We start from the raw sequence: 18,406 nt of genomic DNA on the forward strand, positions 1-18,406 counted from the left end.
AGCAGACGCCCCACCACCGCCGGACTCCGCGGAGGCACCACCCATGACGCAGCCCTCACGCCCGGATCTGCAGAAGGATCCGGCGCCCCCTTCCCCCTCGTCGCCCACGGTGCTGGCCTCCGACGCCGAGCGCGAGAACATGGTCGAACGCCTCAGAGAGGCCGCCGTGGAAGGCCGGTTAACCCTGGAGGAGCTGGCCGAACGGTCCGAGGCGGCCTATCTGGCCCGTACCCGCACGGAGTTGATGTCCGTCGGCCAGGATCTGCCGCAGGTGACACCCCCGGCACCGCAGGGCCCGCCGGGTACGACGGGAGCGCGCACCTTCCGCGCCACCTTCGGCGACCTCGTCCACCGCAGCCCCGTGCTGGAACACGGCATCGAGGCGACCGCGGTCTTCGGGGACCTGACCCTGGACCTCTGCGCCTCCCCGGCACCGTCCACCGGCGAACTGACCATCGCGGCCCGTGCGATCGTCGGGGATGTCCATCTGCTGCTCCCGGAGGGCGTCCGGGTCGAGATGAGCTGCAGTCAGGTCCTCGGTGATGTACGCGATCTGACCCGGGCGCACGCCGGCCCGGAAGCCATCACCCCGCTCGTGCGCATCACCGGCGCCGCCGTCCTCGGTGACATCATCGTCGCCCACCCCGACAGCGACCGGCGCACGTACTGGCAGAAGTGGCTCGACGAGCGCCGCACCCGGGCCTGACCGGAGGAGCAACCGTGGCACCCGCTCAGACCCTGCCCCGCTCCGCACCGTCCGCGCCCGTGCCCGACGAGGGCCGGATCGGACCGCGGGCGAGCGCGCGGCACATCGGCGCGCTGGTCCGCCGCAACCTCCTGCAGATCCGGCAGAACCCGACGGCGATGTCCGACGCGCTGCTGATGCCGGTCGTGCTGACCGTACTGTTCGTCTTCGTCCTGGGCGGCTCGATCGACCCCGGCGGCAACCGGGTGCGGTACACCGCCTTCCTGGTGCCGGGGCTGATGGTGATCCTCGGCCTGACCATCGCCATGGCCGTGGGCGTCGGCGTCAACGACGACTTCCGTACGGGCGTGATGGACCGCTTCCGTACGATGCCCATCGGCCGCTCCTCGGTGCTGGTGGCCAAGCTGGTGGTGGAGACCGGCCGGATGCTGGTGGCCATCACGGTGCTCCTGATCGTCGGGGCGGTGCTCGGCTTCGACGTCGCCGGACACTGGCCGGGCCTGCTGGCCGCGACCGCCCTGACCGCCGTGTTCGGCACCTCGCTGGTGTGGACCTTCATGCTGCTGGGCCTGACCCTGCGCACCGCACAGGCCATCCAGGGGCTCTCGGTCCTGGTGCTGACCCCGCTGGAGTTCGGCTCCTCGATCTTCGTGCCGCCCTCGACCATGCCGGACTGGCTGTACACCTTCACCCGCTTCAACCCCCTGACCCACATGGCCGACGCGGCCCGCGGACTCGCCCTGGGCGAGGGCCCGGTGGCCGGCCCGGTGTTCTGGACACTGGTGTGGTCGGTGGGGCTGACCGCCCTCACCGCCCCGGTGGCCGTCGCCAAGTTCCGCACCAAGACCTGACACCGATCCGTACGGAGCCGAGCGCCTCCCCTGGCACGCCCTCGGCGTGGCTCCCTCCGTACGAAGAAGTCGTGCCCGGCTTCCTCCGGCACCCCCGGGCCGGAGGAAGCCGGGCACGCGCACTTCCCGTCGTGGCCGCACGTTCCTCGTGCCGGCCACGGGCCACCGGCCGGTGGCCACCGATCACCCGGCCACCGGCCCGGGCCGCCGGCCCCTGATGGCTCTGATGGCTCTGATGGCTCCAAGGGCCCCAACGGCCCCAAGGACACCAACGGCCCTCAGGGACCTAATGCCCCTCCCGCTCCGGGAAGTCCCCCGCGGAGGCCGTCATCCCGGGCGGGGTGTCGGCGAGCGCGGCCGCCACCTCCACCACGGCGGTGGTCCCGGCCGCGACCTGCCGCCAGGCGTCGGCCAGTGCCCCGGGCAGCTCGTCGGCGTCCGTCACCCGCCGGTAGCCCAGGCCGTAGGCGGCGGCCAGGCCCTCGGTGCCGGTCGGGCGGGGCCGGGTGAAGGCGAAGCGCGAGCCGGCCGGAGAGACCCGGTCGAGATTGGACTGCAGCCAGCCGTAACCGCCGTTGTCGAGGACGACGTAGAGAACGGCAACGCCCGCGTCGGCGACGGTGGGCAGCTCGCCGCGGAAGAGGTTGAAGGCGCCGTCGCCGACCACCGCGACCACCGGCCGCCCGGCAGGTTCGGCCAGCCGTACGCCCACCGCGGCGGCCGCGCCGAAGCCGAGCGGGGTCTGCTCGCTGGGCACCACCGAACCACCGCCGGACCCCAGCGACCAGTGCGGGAAGAAGTACGACCACATGTCCTGCAGGCCGTTCTCCTGGACCAGGACGCGGTCCGCGGGGAGCGCGCGGTCGAGGGCGGCCAGCACCCGGGCGACCGGTACGGCCCCCTCGGTCACCGTCTTGGCGGCCTCCTCGGCACGGTCCGCGGCGCGCCGCTCCAGCGCGGCCCGCACCGTACGGACCCGCGCCGGCCAGGCGTCCGCGGGCCGGTGACCGGACAGCAGCTCCGCCCAGCCGTCGACGATCCGTCCGGCGTCCCCGAGCACATGGGCGCCGGGCCGCTCCATGACCAGGTTTTCCTCCCCCAGCACCGCCTGGACCACCGGGAGTTGCGCCGCCTCCTCCGGCCAGCCGAAGGTGGCGGTCTCCTCCAGGCGGCTGCCCAGCGCGATGACCAGGTCCGCCTCGCGCCACAGCGCGTCCATCGGGGCGACCGTGTAGAGGCCGCTGACGCCGCAGTGGAGCGGGTGGTCCTCGGCGACCGTGCCACGGCCGGAGGCGGTGCTGAAGAGCCCGGCGCCGAGCAGTTCGGCGAAGCGCTCGATACGGCGGCCGGTGTTGCGGTGCCGGGCGCCGCCGCCGACCAGCAGCAACGGCCGCTCGGCCGCGGCGATCCGGGCGGCGGTGGCGGCCAGCGCCTGAGGGTCGGGGGCGGGCCGCTGCGGCGTGGCCGGGCGCCACGGCCCGCTGCGGGTGACCGGTTCGGCGGCGATCTGCTCGGCGAGCTCCAGGTAGACCGGGCCCGGGGCACCGTTGACGGCGAGCGCGGCGGCCTTCTCCAGGGCGCCGGGCAGCCGTGCGGCATGGTCGACGCGGGTCGCCCACTTCACATACGGGCGGACCGCGGTCAGCTGGTCCAGTTCCTGGAAGGCGCCGGTGCCGAGCCGGTCGAGCCGGGTGCCGTCGGCGATGAGGAGCAGCGGCACGGCGGCGGAGCGGGCCTCCAGCACGCCGGTGAGCGCATTGGTCAGCGCCGGGCCCTTGCCGATCACACAGACGCCGGGGCGGCCGGCGGCGAGCGCGTAACCGGTCGCCATGAACAGGGCGTTGCGCTGATCGCGGCAGAGCACCACCTCGGTGTCGGACCGCTCCAGCTCGCCGAGCAGCGCCATGTCGTCGCCGGGCAGCCCGAACACCACCTCGGTGCCCAGGTGGTGGAGGTGGTCGGCGATCGCGGCCCAGGCGGTGGGGTGGGTCGTGGGGTGGCTGGTGGGGTGGGGCGTGAGGGTCATCGGCCGGCTCCCGGACCGTAGGCGGCGACGGCCTGGGAGATCAGTACGGGTTCGGCCCGCACGTCCTCGCCGTCGGCGATGTAGTTGGCCATCCGGCCGTAGCCGCCGAACGGGGCGTTGCCGTTGTCGATGGAGAGCAAGGTGGTGTCGAGGGTGACGGTGGTGCGCCGGCGCAGCGCCTCGACGAGGCCGGGGGCGTGGCCGTAGACGCTGGAGCCCAGGGCGCGTTCGGTGAACATGCCGGTGGTGAGGGTCGCGGCCAGCGCGTCCTCGTCGCGGTAGCCGGCGATGTTGAAGATCGGGGCGAAGAACTCCGGTACGTGGGTGCGCGGGGTGACTTCCGGACCGACGACGACGGTGGGGTCGAGCCGCCGGCCGCGGAAGTCGACATGCCCGCCGTGCACGATGCCGCCGTGGTTGCGGGCGAGGAACTGCGCACCGTCCTCCAGCGCGCTCTCGTAGAAGATCGGCCCGAAGTCGGCGTCCGGGTCGGAGTAGGGGCCGTAGCGCAGCCCCTTCAGCTCGCTGACCAGGGTGTCGACGAACGGGTCGAGCAGCGACTCGTGGACGCTGAACAGGTCGGGGCCCAGGCAGTCCTGGCCGGTGTTGAGGACCCGGATGGCGATCGCGTCGCGGACCGCCTGCTCGACATCGGCGCCGGGGGCGACGACGAACGGGTTGACGCCCGAGCCGAGGAAGAGGAAGAGCTGTCCGGGGGAGAGCCGGTCGCGGATCTGTTCGGCGTTGGCGTAGGCGCCGGTGAAGACGACGACATCGGCGGGGCGGACATGCTCCTGCAGGAACTCCCGCTGGCTGGCGCCGGTGAGGGTGATCGGCAGGCCGTGCCGCTCGGCGAGCAGGGTGTGCAGCCGCTGCATCTGGTCCTTGACCCGGCTGGAGGGACGGAAGACCAGCCGGTCGGTGTAGAGCGCCGGGACCAGGAGGTAGAGGGCGTAGGAGTAGAGGATGACGTTCGACGGCATGAAGGCGGCCAGGCGGGGGACCCGGCCGGGCCGGTGGGCGGCCACCTCGTCCAGGGCCCCGTCGAGGGTGGCGATGGTCGACTCGATCTCGTAGCGCGCGGCGCGGTGGGTGGAGATCTCGCACAGCAGCTCGTGCACGGTACCGGCGTCGTTCACCAGGAAGTCCCGGACCCGGTGCACGGCCGCCGCACGCCGGCTGTCGGTGCTGACCTCCTCCGGCTCGGCGGCCACGGTCGGCCATGCGGGAGCGGAGCTCATATGTCCCTCCTCGGGGCGTAGTCCATGGAGGGTCAGCGTCAGCCAACTGTCATTTATTGTCAAGTAAAGTCATTACACTCGACTGCCTCATATGACAAGCGGCCGCGCTCCCGGCCGGTCCGCGGGGCCCCCCACTCTCCCGCCCGCCGCGGCGCGAAACCCCCGAGGCGGCCGCTCATCTGTCGTAACACCCCCGCCCTGCCCACGGGAATGCCGGGCTCCGAAAGTGACAAAAAATGACTCCGGCCCGCCGTCCGGTCGTCCACAAGCGCCCCTGAGCAGGCCTGCGACGAGTAGACTCGCGGTCATTGCGTTCCGTCTGTCCGCAGGGTCCGAGCCCCGTCACCGTCCGTCCGCCCCACTCAACTGCGAGCGATTTTCTTGACGATTGAGCAGCCTGCTTTCGGTAAGCGAGTGCGGGAGGTCCGGCGCTCCCAGGGTCTGTCCCAGGGGGACCTCGCCGGGGACGATCTCTCCCCCAGCTACGTCTCGCTGGTCGAGAACGGCCGCAGAGTCCCCGGTGCCAAGATCGCCCGGTCCCTGGCCCAGCGCCTCGGCACGACGGTCGAGGTACTGTGCGCCACCGACGAGCCCGGTGACCGGCTGACCCGACGCCTGGGCCTGGTCGGCCAGTTGGTGGCCGCCCGCTCCAGCCGGCTGGCCGGTGACTGGCCGGGCGCCCGGCGGCAGCTGGAGTCCGTGGTGGAGCAGGCCGGCAGCGGTCACGACGAGGTGCGCTGGGAGGCGCGCTGGGAACTGGCCACCGTCCTCGGGCTGCTCGACGACCCGGCCCGCCACGAAGCGGCGCTGCGCCACCTCCTCGACGACCCGCTCACCCGCTCCGCGCCGGTGCTGCACGCCCGCGTCGCCATCGAACTCGCCCAGCTGCTGCGGGCCGCGGGCCGCCTCGCGGACGGGCTCCGCTTCGCCGAGGAGGCCGTCCGGGTCACCGGCGAGCTGGAGCCCGGCCGCCCGGAGCGGGCGCAGGCCCGGGTGGCGCTGCTGTCGCTGTCCGTCGACAGCGGGGAATGGAGCCGCGCCGGGCAGCTCGGGGCGGAGCTGCAGGCGGAGGCCGCCCCCCTGCCGGCCGGTGAACTGCGGGCCGGCGCGCTGTGGGCGGTGGCCGGCGCGCAGTATCTCGGCGGGCATCCGGAGCGGGCGCTGGAACTGCTGGCCGAGGCGGAGCAGTTGCTCGCCACGACCGACGGGATGCGGCTGCGGCTGCAACTGGCCCGCGCCCGTACGCTGCTGGCCCTCGCCGCGGGCCCGTCCGACGAGGCCGACGCCCTGCTGGAGCGGGCCCGGCAGACCGCCGCGCTGGTCGACACCCCGTCCGCCAGGACCTGGCACGCCGTCCTGGAGACGGCCGCGGCGCTGCGCCACCATCGGCCGGCGGCGGCCGCGGAGCACGCCGCCGCGATCGATCCCGACGCCGCCGGGCTGACACCCCTCGACCGTGCCCGCGCTCTGCTCCACCTCGCCCGCGCCCACCGCGCGGACGGCGGCGTGGAGGCCGCGGAGGACGACTTCAAGGAGGCCGCCGAGGGCTACGAGCACGCCGGCGCCTTCCGGCTGGCACTGGAGAGCTGGCGAGAGCTGAGCGCCGGCGGCCGGGCCGGCGAGGGACCGGATCCGCACGCGGTGCTCATGCCGTAGAGCGGGGGCCTGGGCCTGGGGGAATCTCCCTGCAGGCGTCCCCTCTAGACGTCCCCACCAGGCGTCCCTTCCAGGCGCCCCCTCCAGGCGCTGCCCGCCTCGGCTGCCGTGTCGTCGTGTGTACCGGCGGGCTCGCGCGGCGGGTTCGTCCGCCAGATCCGGACTCCGGGTGCCGGGGCCGGGGTCGCCGCGCAGGCCACGGTCTGCGGTCCCGCGGGGAGTTCGCGGACGTACGCCGTACCGCCGGGGCCCGCTGCGGAACCGGGGATCACGATCTTGCCCTCCCGCGCGCCGCTGAGCGCGTCGATCGCGTCGGCGGTGGCCAGCTCGCCGCGGCCGGTCAGCCGCAGCGCCGCTTCCTTGCGGGTCCACAGCTGCGCCAGGCGCCGGCCCCGCCGGCCCGCCGGGGCCTCCTGGACGTAGCCGCGCTCCAACGGGGTGAAGGGGAGCAGCAGTTCGCCGACCGGCCCACGGGGCACGGTGTGTACGGACAGCGCCACCGGAAGGTCCCTGATCAGAGCCAGGAACCGCCGGCCCGTGTCCGCACCGGCGTCGAGGCACAGGCGGGTGCCGGGTCGCCGGCCGGTAGCGGCGGGAGGTTCGGCGCACACCGGCCGTCCGAAGCCGTCCCGGGTCACCCGAATATCGCTCGCGGAACAATGCAGCAGCCGGCCCAGAAATGCCTTTAAACAGTCGGGCTGTCGAATGTCAACGGGGACGTTCGAGAATATATGTAAAAAGCCGTCGGCTAATGCGGATGAGCGGGACGGGTCCCAACACTCCTCCTCTTGGGGCCTGTTGGCCGTTCCGCCGTCATGGTTGAGCGAATGCGCGCCACAGGAAGGCTGGTCCCCCCGCATAGATCCCCTCGCACCATGTCTCCTTTCCGGACGGTCACATCCGAGAAAGCAGTGCACCGAGTCGATTTGATTTACACTCCGGAGATCTTCAAGGTATCCGTGGTCTATGCCTGCGTCAACAAGCGACGACCGAAAATCAACTTCGCTTTACCCAGGGGCATTACCATTTCGCCACCGTGCGACCCGGCATGACGCGGTGAACCCCGAGTGATCGCAAGTCGGGGGCAGGTTCATCTGCAGTTTGTGTGCTGCCTGACTACTATTCACCTTCCTTGTGCGGGTACTCCCTTGCGCGGGCACTCCCTTGTACGGGTGCGCTTCTGCCGGTGTGTGGCCCGGGCGGTGCGGCCCGGGCGGTGCGGCCCGGGCGGTGCGGCCCGGGCGGTGCGGCCCGGGCCGCAGAAGCGCACCGTTCGGCGGCGGCCCTCAGGACGCCGACTGCTTCTCCACCCGGATCACTATGTCCAAAACCGTGCGCATGTCCTTCATCTCCTCCTCGGGCAGCGCGACCCCGAAGCGCTCCTCCGCCACGACGATGACCTCGGCCATCGCGAGCGAGTCCACATCCAACTCCTCGACCAGGGACTTCTCTTCGGTCACCTCGGCCGGCACCACGCCGGCCACCTCGTGCAGGATCTCGGCGAGCTGGGCAACGATCTCTTCGCGGGTCGGGACGGTCATGACGATCACCTCTCTGTGGAATGCGGGGTGGCGCATGGGAAAGGGCGGCCCGGAGGCCACGGGGAGCGGTTGCGGCCCGGCCTGCGGCCTGCCGCGGGGCGGGGCCGGCGCGCCGGCCGTCCGACGCGGCGTCCCGGCGCGGGGGCATCACCGGGAAGTCCTGCGCGGCAGCGCGGCGGCGCGACGTCCGCGCCTCCATGACACCGGAGTCATTCTTTTGACTACACTTGACTGTTCCAGTCAACTGGAGGTCCGATAGGTTGTCAATGACGACCTTTCAAGACCAAGCCAGGACAATGCTTCTGAGTTGTCTTCAGTGACTCCGAAGTCCGGAATGAGTCAGACGGAGGACCCGCATGAGCGGTCTGCTCGACGGAAAGCAGCTGGTCATCACGGGTGTGATCACCGAGAGCTCGATCGCCTACGCGGTGGCACGCCTCGCCCAGGAAGAGGGCGCCAAGATCGTCCTCACCGCCTACGGACGGCCGAGTCTGGTCGCCCGGCTCGCCCGGCGGCTGCCGGAAGAGCCCCCCGTCGTGGAGCTGGACGTCACGGACGAAGGGCAGCTCAGCACCCTCGCCGACCGCGTCGGCGAACACCTCGACGGCCTCGACGGCGTGCTGCACTCCGTAGCCAACGCCCCCGCCGGCTGCCTGGACGGCGGCTTCCTGACCGCACCGTGGCGCGATGTGTCCGCCGCCCTGCACACCTCGACGTACTCCCTGGTGGCGCTGGCCATGGCCTGCCGGCCGCTGCTCCGTCCCGGGTCCTGTGTCGTCGGCGTCGACTTCGACGCCTCCCGCGCCTGGCCCGGCTACGACTGGATGGGCGTCGCCAAGGCGGGGCTCGAGGCCTGCTCCCGCTATCTGGCGCGCGACCTCGGGGGCCAGGGCATACGGGCCAACCTCGTTGCGGCCGGCCCCCTGCGCACCCTGGCCGCGCGCGGTATCGGCGGTGACGGCCCGTCCTTCGAGAAGAGCTGGGCGGCCCGCGCCCCGCTCGGCTGGGATCCGCAGGACGCCGAACCGGTCGCCCGTACGTGTGTGGCGCTGCTCTCGGACTGGCTGCCCGCCACCACCGGCGAGATCGTGCACGCGGACGGCGGCCACCACATGATCGGCGACTGAGCGGCGATGACGGGGAGAGCGGCGACGCCGGACGGAGCGACGCCGGACGGAGCGGCGGCGGACGAAACGGCAGCGGACGGAGCGGCGGCGCCCACCACGTTGCGCTGCGGCCCGTACGTCATCGAGCGGCTGCGGATCGCCGCCTTCGCCGCCGCGCTCGGCGACCCCCACCCCGCGTACACGGACCCGGCCGCCGCCCGCGCCCTCGGCCACCCGGACATCATCGCCCCGCCCACCTACCTGGCCACCCTCGCCGGCCACGCCGAGGACCAACTCCTCAGCCTGCAACCGGCTTTCTCCGCCACCGAGGGCACCGTCCACCGCGCGCAGACGCTGCGCCATGCCCGCCCCGCACACGCCGGCGACACCCTGCACGCGACCGTGTGCCTGGCCGCCGCCACCACCCTCGCCGGCCGCCCCCTCCTCACCCTCGACTGCGAGTTCCGGGACGAGGGCGGCGTCTGGGTGGCCACCACCACGTCCTCGCTGCTGTGCCCGGCCACCGCACCGCGGCCCGCCCGGCACCCGCTCGACACCACGGAATCGGACCACCCATGACCGACACCATCGCCCCTCCGGTCGCCGCCGCCCGGCTCGTCGACGGCACCGCGGCCCCGCTCGACGGCACCGGCCGCCTCGACGGCCCGACGCTCGGCCGCCGGATATCCACCACCGCACACGCCTTACGGCAGCTCGGCATCCGCACCGGCGACCGGGTCCTGGTGCAGGGCGACAACAGCGTCGACTATGTCGTCACCCTGCTGGCCCTGATGCAGCTGGACACCTCACTCATCCCGCTCGACCACCGGCTTTCCGGCGCCGACGCCGCCGCGGCCGGCCGCCAGGCCCGGGCCCGCTGGCTGGTCACCGCCGCGGACCACGCCACCGGCTTCCCCGGCATCCCCGACCGGCGCGTCATCCACTACCCGCGGCCGGCCGCCGACGCCCCGACGCCCCCGCCGGGCGCCGTCGCTCTGACGCCCTGGTTCCGCCGCCCCGACGCCCTCGTCCTGTGGTCCTCGGGCACCACAGGACGGCCCAAGGGCATCATCAAGCCCGGCCGGGCCGTCCTCGACAACTCGCTGCGCACCATCCAGGCCATGGGCTACCGGGAGGACGACGTCCTCGCGCCCCTGCTGCCCTTCTCGCACCAGTACGGGCTCTCCGTCATCCTGCTGTGGTGGCTGGCCCGCTGCACCCTGCTGGTCACCCCCTACCAGCGGCTCGACGCGGCCGTCGGCCAGGCCGCGGCCCATGGCGCCACCGCCGTGGACGCCGCCCCGTCCACGTACCACTCACTCCTCGGCGTGGTGCGCCGCCGCCCGGAGGCACGCGCGGGGCTCGCCGGCGTACGGCTCTGGGGCGTGGGCGGCGCACCGCTGCCCGCTCCCTTGGCGGAGGCCTTCCACACGGCAATGGGCCGCCCACTCCTGGACGGCTACGGTCTGACGGAACTCGGCAATGTCGCGCTGGCCACCCCCGAAGCACCGCACGGCTGCGGGCGCCCGTTGCCCGGCGTACGGCTGCGCGTCATACGCCCCGACGGCACCGCTGCCGGCCCCGGCGAGCTCGGCGGCATCGAGGTGCGCTCGCCCGGGCTGATGGCCGGCTATCTCCAGGAGGACGGCTCGCTCACACCGGTCGACCCGGACGCGTGGTACCCGACGGCCGACCTGGGCAGTGTCGACGCCGAGGGCACCGTGCGGGTGGTGGGCCGCAATCAGGCCGTGCACCGGCTGGGCTTCACGCTCTACCCCGAGAGCCTGGAACGCCGTGCCGAGGCCTGTGGCCGGCCGGTGAAGGTACTGGCGGTCGAGGACCAACGCCGTGGCAGTGCACTGCACTTCGTGGTCGCCGACCCCGACGGGGAGGCTCCGCTCACCTGGCGCCGACGCCTCGCCGAACACCTCGCGGAGTATGAACAGCCCAATGCGGTCCATGTCGTCGACCACTTCCCGCTCACGGCCAACGGAAAGCCCGACACGCGTGCGCTGCGTGCGGAGCTCGGGCTGGAGCTGGGAGGGGGTCCGGGGACCGACGCCCCGGTCGGGGGCTGAGCCGGACAACTCCGGGTGGATGGCGGGTGGTTCAGGTCTGCGGGATCCCCGGGAAGTCCGGGTGGTTCACGACTGCGGGTGGTTCACGACTGCGGGTGGGTTGTTCGTGCCTGCGGATGGTTCGCGTCTGCGGCGGATGGCTGACGTCTGCGGATGAGTCTTTTCGGCTGTTGTTTCACGTGGAACATGTCGGCCCGTGCTGCCTCGTCGACACGACGTCCTCGTCGGCATCGCTCCTCGTCGGCATCGCTTCCTCGCCTATAACGCTTCCTCGCCGGCGTCCGTGTCAGCGTGGGCTCGGCGTGAGCGTGGGTTCGGCTTGGGCATGGGTTCGGCTTGGGCGTCCGGCCTTCTGGACGCGGAGCTGTCACGCGTCGTTGCGCCCTTTTCAGGGCCGGGTACCGGCGTCAGAACGGCTGCCGCCCGGTTCAGACGGCGCGAGCGGTGTGCGCATGGCGGCGGGCAGCCGGAATGGCTGCGGGGCGGGCCGCCGGAATGGCCACGGGTCGGGCGGCCGCCTCGGCGCCGGCGTCCGGCCCGGTAGCGGCATCCGGTCCGGTACCGGCATCCGGTCCGGTACCGGCCGGGGCAGCGAACTCGTCGGCCGACGGCTCGGTGCGGGAGCGAAGGCGGGTGCGCAGCCCGGGCGAGGTGCCATGTGCCTCGGCGCTGATCCGCTGCTTGATCGTCGGCGGCAGCTCGGGCCGGGCGAACATCCGCCGGGCCGGGCCGGCTTGGCAGTACAGCGGCAGCGGTACGGCGCGCGGAGCGGGCACGGCAGGGGTTCCCGTGCCTGGACCTCGATCCGGTGCGGCGCAGCTCACCGCCTCCGGGGCCTCGGCATCGGGGGCGTCGGTGCCCGCGTTTCCGTTGCCCAGGGTCCGCTCGTACAGTGCGGCATCCCGGCGCGCGGCCGAGGCCGCCGCGGAGACACCCAGTGCTGCCAGCAGCTTGCCCAGCATGGCAAGGCACACCGCCCAGAACTTCATGACCTTGGTCGCAGCCATGGCCCCTCACTTTCGGTCAGGATCTCCCCGAGAGATCCACTGCGTCTGCTTCGTTGTGCTTTCTCAGTTGCTTCGCTTCGTTGCTTCGCTTCAGTTGCGCCGCTTCCGGTGCACCGCTTGGATGGCGTCGCTTCTGTTGCGTTTTCTTATGATGAGTACGCAATGGGAGGATTCACGGACCGACGCCCCCGGATCGGCGCTCTTCCGATGAACACCACCCGTACGCAGTAGCCACAGCCGTCGGACGGCAGGCCTGGGGCGGGTCGCAGCCTCCGGTCAACCGATCGGTTGATGCCGTTCCGAGCGGGACGGTCGATGTGCCACCGGGTGCGCCGGGCGGATTCTCGGGTTATGGCAATCATCGAAGTCACCGGGCTGCGCAAGGTCTACGGGGGCCGGGCCGTGGTCAACGAGGTCTCCTTCGCCGTGGAAGAGGGAGAGATCTTCGGCGTCCTCGGCCCGAACGGCGCCGGCAAGACGACGACCGTCGAATGCATCGAGGGTGAGCTCGCCGTCCGCCTTGACCCCGATGTGGTCCTGATGGATCTGCGGATGCCGGGCGGCGGCGGGGTCGCGGCCATCACCGAGCTGGCGCGCCGGGCACCGCGCTGCCAGGTGCTGGTGCTCACGACCTACGACACCGACTCCGACACCCTCCCGGCGATCGAGGCCGGTGCCACCGGCTATCTCCTCAAGGACACCCCTCGCGAGGAACTGTTCACGGCCGTCCGTGCGGCGGCCGAGGGCCGTACGGTGCTCTCGCCCGCGGTCGCCTCCCGTCTGGTCTCACGGGTCAGGTCACCGGGCAAGGAACCGCTCAGCGCCCGCGAGCGCGAGGTCCTGGGGCTGGTCGCCAAGGGCACCTCGAACCGTGAGATCGCCGCCGTGCTGTTCATCAGCGAGGCGACGGTCAAGACCCATCTGACGCATATCTACGGCAAGTTGGGTGTCAAGGACCGGGCCGCAGCGGTGGCCGTGGCGTATGACCGGGGGATTCTCGGCTAGCGGCGCCCCGGCGCGGCCTCGGTATCGGGTGGTGCGGTGCCGGCCTCGGGCGTAGGCCTCGCCCTCGGGCGCAGCGGTCGTTTCACGTGAAACGGCCGCAGCCGACTGTCCGTTGACTCCCCCGAGTCGCCCCGTTCAGACCGGTGTCAGCTCCCCCGTGCGTGCCATCTCCGCCATCATGCGAACGGCCTCCGGCTCGGGGGTGCCGGGCGGGATGATCAGCAGGTCCCAGCGGCCGTGACCGGGGGAGACCAGGCAGATGGTGTCGGGGCCGGGACGGCCGGTGGTTCTGCGCAGGCGGACGACATGGCCTTCGACGAGGGTATGGGCGGGGAGAGCGGACCAGGGCGCGCCGTTCACCGTGGCGTGGGTGATCCGGGGCCAGTCGAAGGGGAGCGCGGCCAGCAGCTCGGGGAGTTCGGCCAGCAGGTCGGCCGAGTGGGGCCACCAGACGCCGTCGATGCACCGCACCGTATCGGTGTGCGGGGCGATGGTCAGTCGGGCGACGAGGGGCGGCGCGTGATGCGCATGGTGCAGGGGAGGGGCTGAATGGGGATCCCCGGCGGTGGTCATACGGTGCTCCTGACGCGGCGGTCCGCCACCCGTGCCGGGTCGGGCCAACGCACGTCCCGGACCCAGCCGAGACGTTCGAAGAGCCGGATGACGGCGGCGGACACATCGAGCTGACCGCGGTCGACGCCGTGCCGGGCGCAGGTCGGGTCGGCGTGGTGCAGGTTGTGCCAGCTCTCACCGAACGACAGCAGGGCCAGGGGCCACAGGTTGGTCGCCCGGTCGTGGCGCCGGGTGCGGAACGGCCGCTCCCCGATCACGTGGCAGAGCGAATTGACGCTCCAGGTGACGTGGTGCAGCAGCGCGATCCGGATGAACCCGGCCCACAGCAGGGCGGTCAGCGCGGTGACCCAGGAGCCGCCGAGCGCCCAGCCCAGCCCGAACGGCAGGGCGAGGGTGAGCAGACACAGCAGCGGGAACGCCCGGTCGACCGCGCGGATCCCGGGGTCGGCGAGCAGATCGGGCGCAAAGCGCCGGTGCGAGGTGGGGTCGTTGCCGAACAGCCAGCCGACGTGCGAGTGCACCAGTCCGCGCAGCTGACCGCGCAGGCTGGTGCCGTAGCGGTAGGGGGAGTGCGGATCGCCGGGCCGGTCGGTGTAGGCGTGGTGGCGACGGTGGGTGGCGACCCAGTCGATGACATCGCCTTGGAAGCTGAGCGAGCCCGCGAGGGCGAGCGCGACACGCAGTGCGGGGGTGGCGGTATAGCTGCCGTGGGTGAGGCCGCGGTGGAAGCCGACGGTGACGCCCAGGCCGCTGATGACGTAGAAGACGGCCAGCAGAACGAGGTCGGTGAGGTGGACGGCGCTGCCCCAGAGGAGCGGGATGGCGACGGCCAGGCCGACGAAGGGGGCGATGACGATGAGGGCGGTCACCGTGACGTACATCCGGCGGCCGGGGGTCGGCGGGGGCTCGGTGCCGCTGTCGGGGAACGGGGAGGTCCCGTCGTAGTTCCTTGCCGACGGGTCGCCTCGGGCCGTGGACGTCACGGGTCGCCACCTGCCTTGTCCGGTGGCGCCGGCGGTCCGGCCTGCGGCGGTTCGGCCACCTGCGGTCCGGCAACCGGCGGCCCGGCCACTGGCGGTCCGGCCACTGGCGGTCCGGCAACCTCTGGTCCGGGGTGGGCCTCGTCGTGCGGCTGCTTGTGCTTCCGGTCCCGCAGCGACTGCTTCCAGTCCGCGTAACGGTGGGGGGCCATCCGTCCGATTCCCTGGGCATTGACCCGGGCGATCAACAGCGCCCCCAGCGCGACCAGCGCCAGCAGCACGATCACGGTCCACAGAGTCTGCATGGTGCTCACCTCACCGAATGCGCGCTTCCCCGGGCTCCCTGGGCGTCCCCAGGCGCCCTCGGCGCCCTCGGCGCCCTCGGCATCCTTCGGCGTTGCGGTGCTTCCAAGGTACCCCGCGGAGGCCCGGTACCTCCCGTTGTGCGGGGTTATGGGTGGGAGGGAGTGCGGCGACGGAGAGGAGGGAGGAGGGGAGAGAGTCGGGGAGAGGTGAGGCGAGGCGGCGGGCCTGCCGTGCCCCGGGTGGCGCCACCCGGGGCGAGGGCCAGAACCAGGGCCAGGGCGAAGGGCGAGGGCGAACTCCACAAAGCAATAGATCTCGCAGCCCGCCGCTCCCGTCCCGGACCTCCCCCGGCAGCGAAGTCAGCGGCTCAGACGTTGACGCCGAAGTCCGCCGCGATGCCCGCCAGGCCGGATGCGTACCCCTGGCCCACGGCGCGGAATTTCCACTCCGCGCCGCTCCGGTAGAGCTCACCGAAGACCATCGCGGTCTCGGTCGACGCGTCCTCGCTCAGGTCGTAGCGGGCCAGCTCCGCCCCGTCCGCCTGGTTGACGACGCGGATGAAGGCGTTGCGGACCTGGCCGAAACTCTGTCCCCGGCTCTCGGCGTCGTGGATGGAGACCGGGAAGACGATCTTTGCGACCTCGGCGGGCACCGTGGACAGCGTGACCTCGACGGACTCGTCGTCCCCCTCGCCCTCGCCGGTCAGGTTGTCACCGGTGTGCCGCACCGAGCCATCGGGGCTGGTGAGGTTGTTGTAGAAGACGAAGTGGGCGTCGGAGACGACCTTGCCCGCCTCGGTGCACAGCAGCGCGCTGGCATCCAGGTCGTAGTCCGCGCCCGTCGTCGTCCGCACGTCCCAGCCGAGGCCGACCGTGACCGCGGTCAGTCCGGGCGCTTCCTTCGACAGCGAGACGTTGCCGCCCTTGGCCAGCGAGACTCCCATGGCTTCCCTCCAGGTGTTGCCTGCATTCCGGGTGAGCCTCAAAATCTACAGGAGTGTAGAAGTAAGCGGCCGGAATCCGTGGCGTCCGGCGACGGTACGAGCGGGCCACCGCCCGGATCCGGCCGCTCAGTAAGATGCCCCGACGTCCCGGCCAGCGGGACACCCGGAGCGACGGGAGGCGACGGCATGGGCGGCAAGGCCTTTGGCAACTTCGGCGGCGCCGGACGGGAGCGCGCCCGCAGGCGGGGGCAGGGCCAGCTGGAGGCCCAGGTGCTGGCCGCGCTGCACCACGCGCCGGGGCCGGCCACCGCCGCCTGGGTACAGGAACGGCTCGGCGACGACCTCGCCTATACGACCGTGATGACGATCCTCTCCCGGCTGCACGCCAAGCAGGCCGTCACCCGCGAGCGGTCCGGCCGTGCCTACCTCTGGACCCCGGCCGCCGACGAGGCCGGGCTCGCCGCACTGCGGATGCGCCGCGTCCTGGACGGCGAACCGGACCGGGACGCCGTACTGACCAGCTTTGTCTCCGCGCTCTCCACCCACGACGAGCAATTGCTGCGCACCCTCCTCGACCGCGACGCGGCCGACGGCCCCACGACAACCGATGGCCCCACGCGGACCGATGGCCCCACGCGGACCGATGGCCTCGCGGCGACCAGCACCCCCACGACAGCCGACAGCCCCGCGACGACCGATGGCCCCACGAGGACCGGCACCCCCACCACCGCCGGCAGCCCCCCACCCGCCAACGGCCCGGCCCCCGCCGAGGAGCCCGGCGCGGCCCCGTCCCCGCCGCTGGCCCCGCCCATGCCCCCGGCCCCCGGCCGGCACCACCCCTCGGACGAAGCGCGCGGAGGCTGACCGGTGGGCGTCTTCGTGTTCCTGCCGCTCGTCCTGCCGCTCACCGCCCTGCCGATCGCCCGGCTCGCGGAGCAGCACCTCCACCCCCGCGCCACCACCCGCCTGCTGACCCTGCTCGCCGCGGTCCTCGGCCTCTGCAGCACGCTGTGCCTGGCCCTGCTGGTGGTCGTCGGCACCGCCCAACTCCGTGGCAATCCGCTGCCCGACGGCTGGTCGGACCCGCAGGTGCGGGCCGCGGTCCCGTTCGCCGAGGTCGCGGGCGTCGCCGCGATGCCCCTGCTGGCCGCCGCGCTCACCGTGTGCGGCGCGGCGCTGCGCCGGCACCGCCGTATCCGGGCCCGTACCCACCGTGCGCTGGACGGACTGCCGGTTGGTGCCGATCCCGCGGTGCTGCCGGACGACGAGCCCTATGCCTACGCCGTGCCCGGCACCCCGGCCCGCCCCGGACGGCCCGCCCGGCCCGGCCGGGTCGCGGTCTCCCGCGGGATGCTGCGCAGCCTGGACGGCGACGAGCGGCGGGCCCTGTTCGCCCATGAGCACGCCCATCTGCGCTGCCGCCACCACCGCTATCTGCTCGCCGTACGCCTGGCCGGCTGCGTCAACCCGCTGCTGCTGCCGCTGCGTTCCGCGGTCGCCTTCGCCACCGAGCGCTGGGCGGACGAGGAGGCGGCGCAGGTGGTCGGCGACCGGCGGCTGACCGCGCGTGCGGTGGGCAAGGCGGCGCTGGTCACCCGGTCCGCACCGGAACCGGGGCTGGCGCACTTCGCGGCGCCCGAACCGGGGCCGGTGCCGCGCCGGGTGGTGGCGCTGCTCGGGCCCGTGCCGCCGGCCCGCCACTGGCCGCCGGCGCTGACCCCGGCCGGTCTGGCGGCCCTGGTTGCCGCGGCGGGCACGGCCGCCTCCGCCGTCTCCGCGCTCAACGCCGCGGTAGCGCTGTTCGTTGTTCTGAAGGCGGCAACGCCCCTCTAGGGGCACACTGACCCTTGACCCTCACGGGGCCCGCACGGCGCACCCGCGCTGCGCGGATCCCGTACCGGTAACTTCTACAACGCTGTAGACCTTCCCGGTAGAGTGGCGCGCACCATGCGCAACAGGCGCGGCCGGAGGGGGAGATGGCAACGAGGTGCGGACTCCTGACCTGGGACTGCCCGCCTCCAGAGGCGGAGGTGCGATGGGTTTATCAGCCGGTGGAGGTCCAATACCCGGACGGCAAATGGACATTGGGCCGGATCAACGCCTGGTGGACGGACGGCGCGGGCGAGTTGTGGTGCCGGCTGCGCACCCTGCCCGGCAGCGCAAGCGCGTGTCCGCAGTGGCTGCGGTACGACCCCGAGTCCATACTGCTGCTGCCCAGCACCGGCACCTGACCCGTCCTCACCTGCCGCCACGGCCGACGCTGACGGCACTTTCGGCGCTGACGGCACCTTCAGCACTGCCGACGCAGCCAGCGCTGCCGAAACCATCGCCACTGCCGACACCGTTGGCGCTGTCGGCACAGCGGCCCCTGACGCCACAGCCGGCCC

Annotated in this window: 18 protein-coding genes and 1 pseudogene; 10 read left to right on the plus strand and 9 right to left on the minus strand. The window is 72.7% G+C overall.

The annotated features are described in order from the left end of the window. Positions 1-43 precede the first annotated feature (43 nt). Together ABR737_RS22670 and ABR737_RS22675 are read left to right on the plus strand one after the other, a co-directional pair. Positions 44-706 (plus strand): DUF1707 SHOCT-like domain-containing protein, encoded by a 663-nt coding sequence (locus ABR737_RS22670; RefSeq protein ID WP_350251934.1) that lies wholly within the window; start codon positions 44-46, stop codon positions 704-706. A gap of 14 nt (positions 707-720) precedes the next feature. Then, on the plus strand, positions 721-1,557 hold the full coding sequence (locus ABR737_RS22675; RefSeq protein WP_350251935.1) for an ABC transporter permease: 837 nt from the start codon (positions 721-723) through the stop codon (positions 1,555-1,557). 286 nt (positions 1,558-1,843) lie between these two features. Here the strand turns inward: ABR737_RS22675 and ABR737_RS22680 are convergent, their stop codons facing one another. After that, positions 1,844-3,583: a thiamine pyrophosphate-binding protein gene (locus ABR737_RS22680; protein WP_350251936.1), complete on the minus strand. Its 1,740-nt coding sequence runs from the start codon at positions 3,581-3,583 to the stop codon at positions 1,844-1,846. Further along, entirely contained in the window at positions 3,580-4,824 is a 1,245-nt protein-coding gene (locus ABR737_RS22685; RefSeq protein WP_350251937.1) for an aldehyde dehydrogenase family protein, read from the minus strand. Before ABR737_RS22685 ends, ABR737_RS22680 begins: the two co-directional genes overlap by 4 nt. A gap of 414 nt (positions 4,825-5,238) precedes the next feature. On the opposite strand from ABR737_RS22685, the gene ABR737_RS22690 reads away from it, so the two are divergent. Then, positions 5,239-6,480 (plus strand): helix-turn-helix domain-containing protein, encoded by a 1,242-nt coding sequence (locus ABR737_RS22690; protein WP_350251938.1) that lies wholly within the window; start codon positions 5,239-5,241, stop codon positions 6,478-6,480. 44 nt (positions 6,481-6,524) lie between these two features. Here ABR737_RS22690 and ABR737_RS22695 read toward each other — a convergent pair whose 3' ends face one another. Next, complete coding sequence (locus ABR737_RS22695; RefSeq protein WP_350251939.1) at positions 6,525-7,118, minus strand: 4'-phosphopantetheinyl transferase family protein; 594 nt, start codon at positions 7,116-7,118, stop codon at positions 6,525-6,527. Between the two features lie 648 nt (positions 7,119-7,766). Beyond that, positions 7,767-8,021, minus strand: a complete 255-nt coding sequence (locus ABR737_RS22700) for an acyl carrier protein (RefSeq protein ID WP_350251940.1) — start codon at positions 8,019-8,021, stop codon at positions 7,767-7,769. Positions 8,022-8,377: 356 nt separating this feature from the next. Between ABR737_RS22700 and fabI the strand changes: the two genes are divergently transcribed. Genes fabI through ABR737_RS22715 form a run of 3 tightly spaced genes read left to right on the plus strand, consistent with a single transcriptional unit; the run spans position 8,378 to position 11,205 of the window. Continuing rightward, the gene (fabI, locus tag ABR737_RS22705; protein ID WP_350251941.1) at positions 8,378-9,148 is read left to right on the plus strand and encodes an enoyl-ACP reductase FabI; all 771 of its coding nucleotides are present in this window, start codon (positions 8,378-8,380) and stop codon (positions 9,146-9,148) included. A gap of 6 nt (positions 9,149-9,154) precedes the next feature. After that, positions 9,155-9,706 (plus strand): MaoC family dehydratase, encoded by a 552-nt coding sequence (locus tag ABR737_RS22710; RefSeq protein WP_350251942.1) that lies wholly within the window; start codon positions 9,155-9,157, stop codon positions 9,704-9,706. Continuing rightward, positions 9,703-11,205 (plus strand): class I adenylate-forming enzyme family protein, encoded by a 1,503-nt coding sequence (locus ABR737_RS22715; RefSeq protein ID WP_350251943.1) that lies wholly within the window; start codon positions 9,703-9,705, stop codon positions 11,203-11,205. Before ABR737_RS22710 ends, ABR737_RS22715 begins: the two co-directional genes overlap by 4 nt. 428 nt (positions 11,206-11,633) lie before the next feature. Here ABR737_RS22715 and ABR737_RS22720 read toward each other — a convergent pair whose 3' ends face one another. Beyond that, positions 11,634-12,212, minus strand: coding sequence for a DUF6344 domain-containing protein (locus ABR737_RS22720; RefSeq protein WP_350251944.1), 579 nt, complete (start codon positions 12,210-12,212; stop codon positions 11,634-11,636). Positions 12,213-12,563: 351 nt separating this feature from the next. Between ABR737_RS22720 and ABR737_RS22725 the strand changes: the two genes are divergently transcribed. Further along, the gene (locus ABR737_RS22725) at positions 12,564-13,217 is read left to right on the plus strand and encodes a LuxR C-terminal-related transcriptional regulator (RefSeq protein ID WP_350251945.1); all 654 of its coding nucleotides are present in this window, start codon (positions 12,564-12,566) and stop codon (positions 13,215-13,217) included. Positions 13,218-13,352: 135 nt separating this feature from the next. On the opposite strand, the gene ABR737_RS22730 is transcribed toward ABR737_RS22725, so the two are convergent. The 4 genes from ABR737_RS22730 to ABR737_RS22745 all read right to left on the minus strand — a co-directional run bounded on the left by ABR737_RS22730 (position 13,353) and on the right by ABR737_RS22745 (position 16,019). Next, complete coding sequence (locus ABR737_RS22730; protein WP_350251946.1) at positions 13,353-13,790, minus strand: DUF5994 family protein; 438 nt, start codon at positions 13,788-13,790, stop codon at positions 13,353-13,355. Continuing rightward, on the minus strand, positions 13,787-14,773 hold the full coding sequence (locus ABR737_RS22735) for an acyl-CoA desaturase (RefSeq protein WP_350251947.1): 987 nt from the start codon (positions 14,771-14,773) through the stop codon (positions 13,787-13,789). The genes ABR737_RS22730 and ABR737_RS22735 overlap by 4 nt, the downstream gene beginning before the upstream one ends. Then, positions 14,770-15,075 carry a hypothetical protein gene (locus ABR737_RS22740; protein WP_350251948.1) on the minus strand — a complete coding sequence of 102 codons (306 nt, stop codon included), beginning with the start codon at positions 15,073-15,075 and terminating at the stop codon, positions 14,770-14,772. Before ABR737_RS22740 ends, ABR737_RS22735 begins: the two co-directional genes overlap by 4 nt. Positions 15,076-15,443: 368 nt before the next feature. Beyond that, entirely contained in the window at positions 15,444-16,019 is a 576-nt protein-coding gene (locus ABR737_RS22745; protein ID WP_350251949.1) for a TerD family protein, read from the minus strand. A 186-nt stretch (positions 16,020-16,205) separates the two neighbouring features. On the opposite strand from ABR737_RS22745, the pseudogene ABR737_RS22750 reads away from it, so the two are divergent. The 3 genes and pseudogenes from ABR737_RS22750 to ABR737_RS22760 form a co-directional block, all read left to right on the plus strand. Next, positions 16,206-16,610: pseudogene (locus tag ABR737_RS22750) on the plus strand (BlaI/MecI/CopY family transcriptional regulator); the annotation flags it as partial. A gap of 276 nt (positions 16,611-16,886) precedes the next feature. Continuing rightward, on the plus strand, positions 16,887-17,852 hold the full coding sequence (locus tag ABR737_RS22755; protein ID WP_350251950.1) for a M56 family metallopeptidase: 966 nt from the start codon (positions 16,887-16,889) through the stop codon (positions 17,850-17,852). Positions 17,853-18,070: 218 nt separating this feature from the next. Then, positions 18,071-18,250, plus strand: coding sequence for a hypothetical protein (locus tag ABR737_RS22760; protein WP_350251951.1), 180 nt, complete (start codon positions 18,071-18,073; stop codon positions 18,248-18,250). Positions 18,251-18,406: the final 156 nt, after the last annotated feature.

This window comes from Streptomyces sp. Edi2, from assembly GCF_040253635.1.
GTDB lineage: Bacteria > Actinomycetota > Actinomycetes > Streptomycetales > Streptomycetaceae > Streptomyces.

What these genes read in the sequence shown, in the direction of transcription:
- fabI (WP_350251941.1), top strand. Translation starts at nt 8,378, where the DNA reads ATGAGCGGTCTGCTCGACGGAAAGCAGCTGGTCATCACGGGTGTGATC.
- ABR737_RS22720 (WP_350251944.1), bottom strand. Translation starts at nt 12,212, where the DNA reads ATGGCTGCGACCAAGGTCATGAAGTTCTGGGCGGTGTGCCTTGCCATG.
- ABR737_RS22745 (WP_350251949.1), bottom strand. Translation starts at nt 16,019, where the DNA reads ATGGGAGTCTCGCTGGCCAAGGGCGGCAACGTCTCGCTGTCGAAGGAA.
- ABR737_RS22700 (WP_350251940.1), bottom strand. Translation starts at nt 8,021, where the DNA reads ATGACCGTCCCGACCCGCGAAGAGATCGTTGCCCAGCTCGCCGAGATC.
- ABR737_RS22715 (WP_350251943.1), top strand. Translation starts at nt 9,703, where the DNA reads ATGACCGACACCATCGCCCCTCCGGTCGCCGCCGCCCGGCTCGTCGAC.
- ABR737_RS22685 (WP_350251937.1), bottom strand. Translation starts at nt 4,824, where the DNA reads ATGAGCTCCGCTCCCGCATGGCCGACCGTGGCCGCCGAGCCGGAGGAG.
- ABR737_RS22730 (WP_350251946.1), bottom strand. Translation starts at nt 13,790, where the DNA reads ATGACCACCGCCGGGGATCCCCATTCAGCCCCTCCCCTGCACCATGCG.
- ABR737_RS22680 (WP_350251936.1), bottom strand. Translation starts at nt 3,583, where the DNA reads ATGACCCTCACGCCCCACCCCACCAGCCACCCCACGACCCACCCCACC.
- ABR737_RS22710 (WP_350251942.1), top strand. Translation starts at nt 9,155, where the DNA reads ATGACGGGGAGAGCGGCGACGCCGGACGGAGCGACGCCGGACGGAGCG.
- ABR737_RS22725 (WP_350251945.1), top strand. Translation starts at nt 12,564, where the DNA reads ATGGCAATCATCGAAGTCACCGGGCTGCGCAAGGTCTACGGGGGCCGG.
- ABR737_RS22740 (WP_350251948.1), bottom strand. Translation starts at nt 15,075, where the DNA reads ATGCAGACTCTGTGGACCGTGATCGTGCTGCTGGCGCTGGTCGCGCTG.
- ABR737_RS22670 (WP_350251934.1), top strand. Translation starts at nt 44, where the DNA reads ATGACGCAGCCCTCACGCCCGGATCTGCAGAAGGATCCGGCGCCCCCT.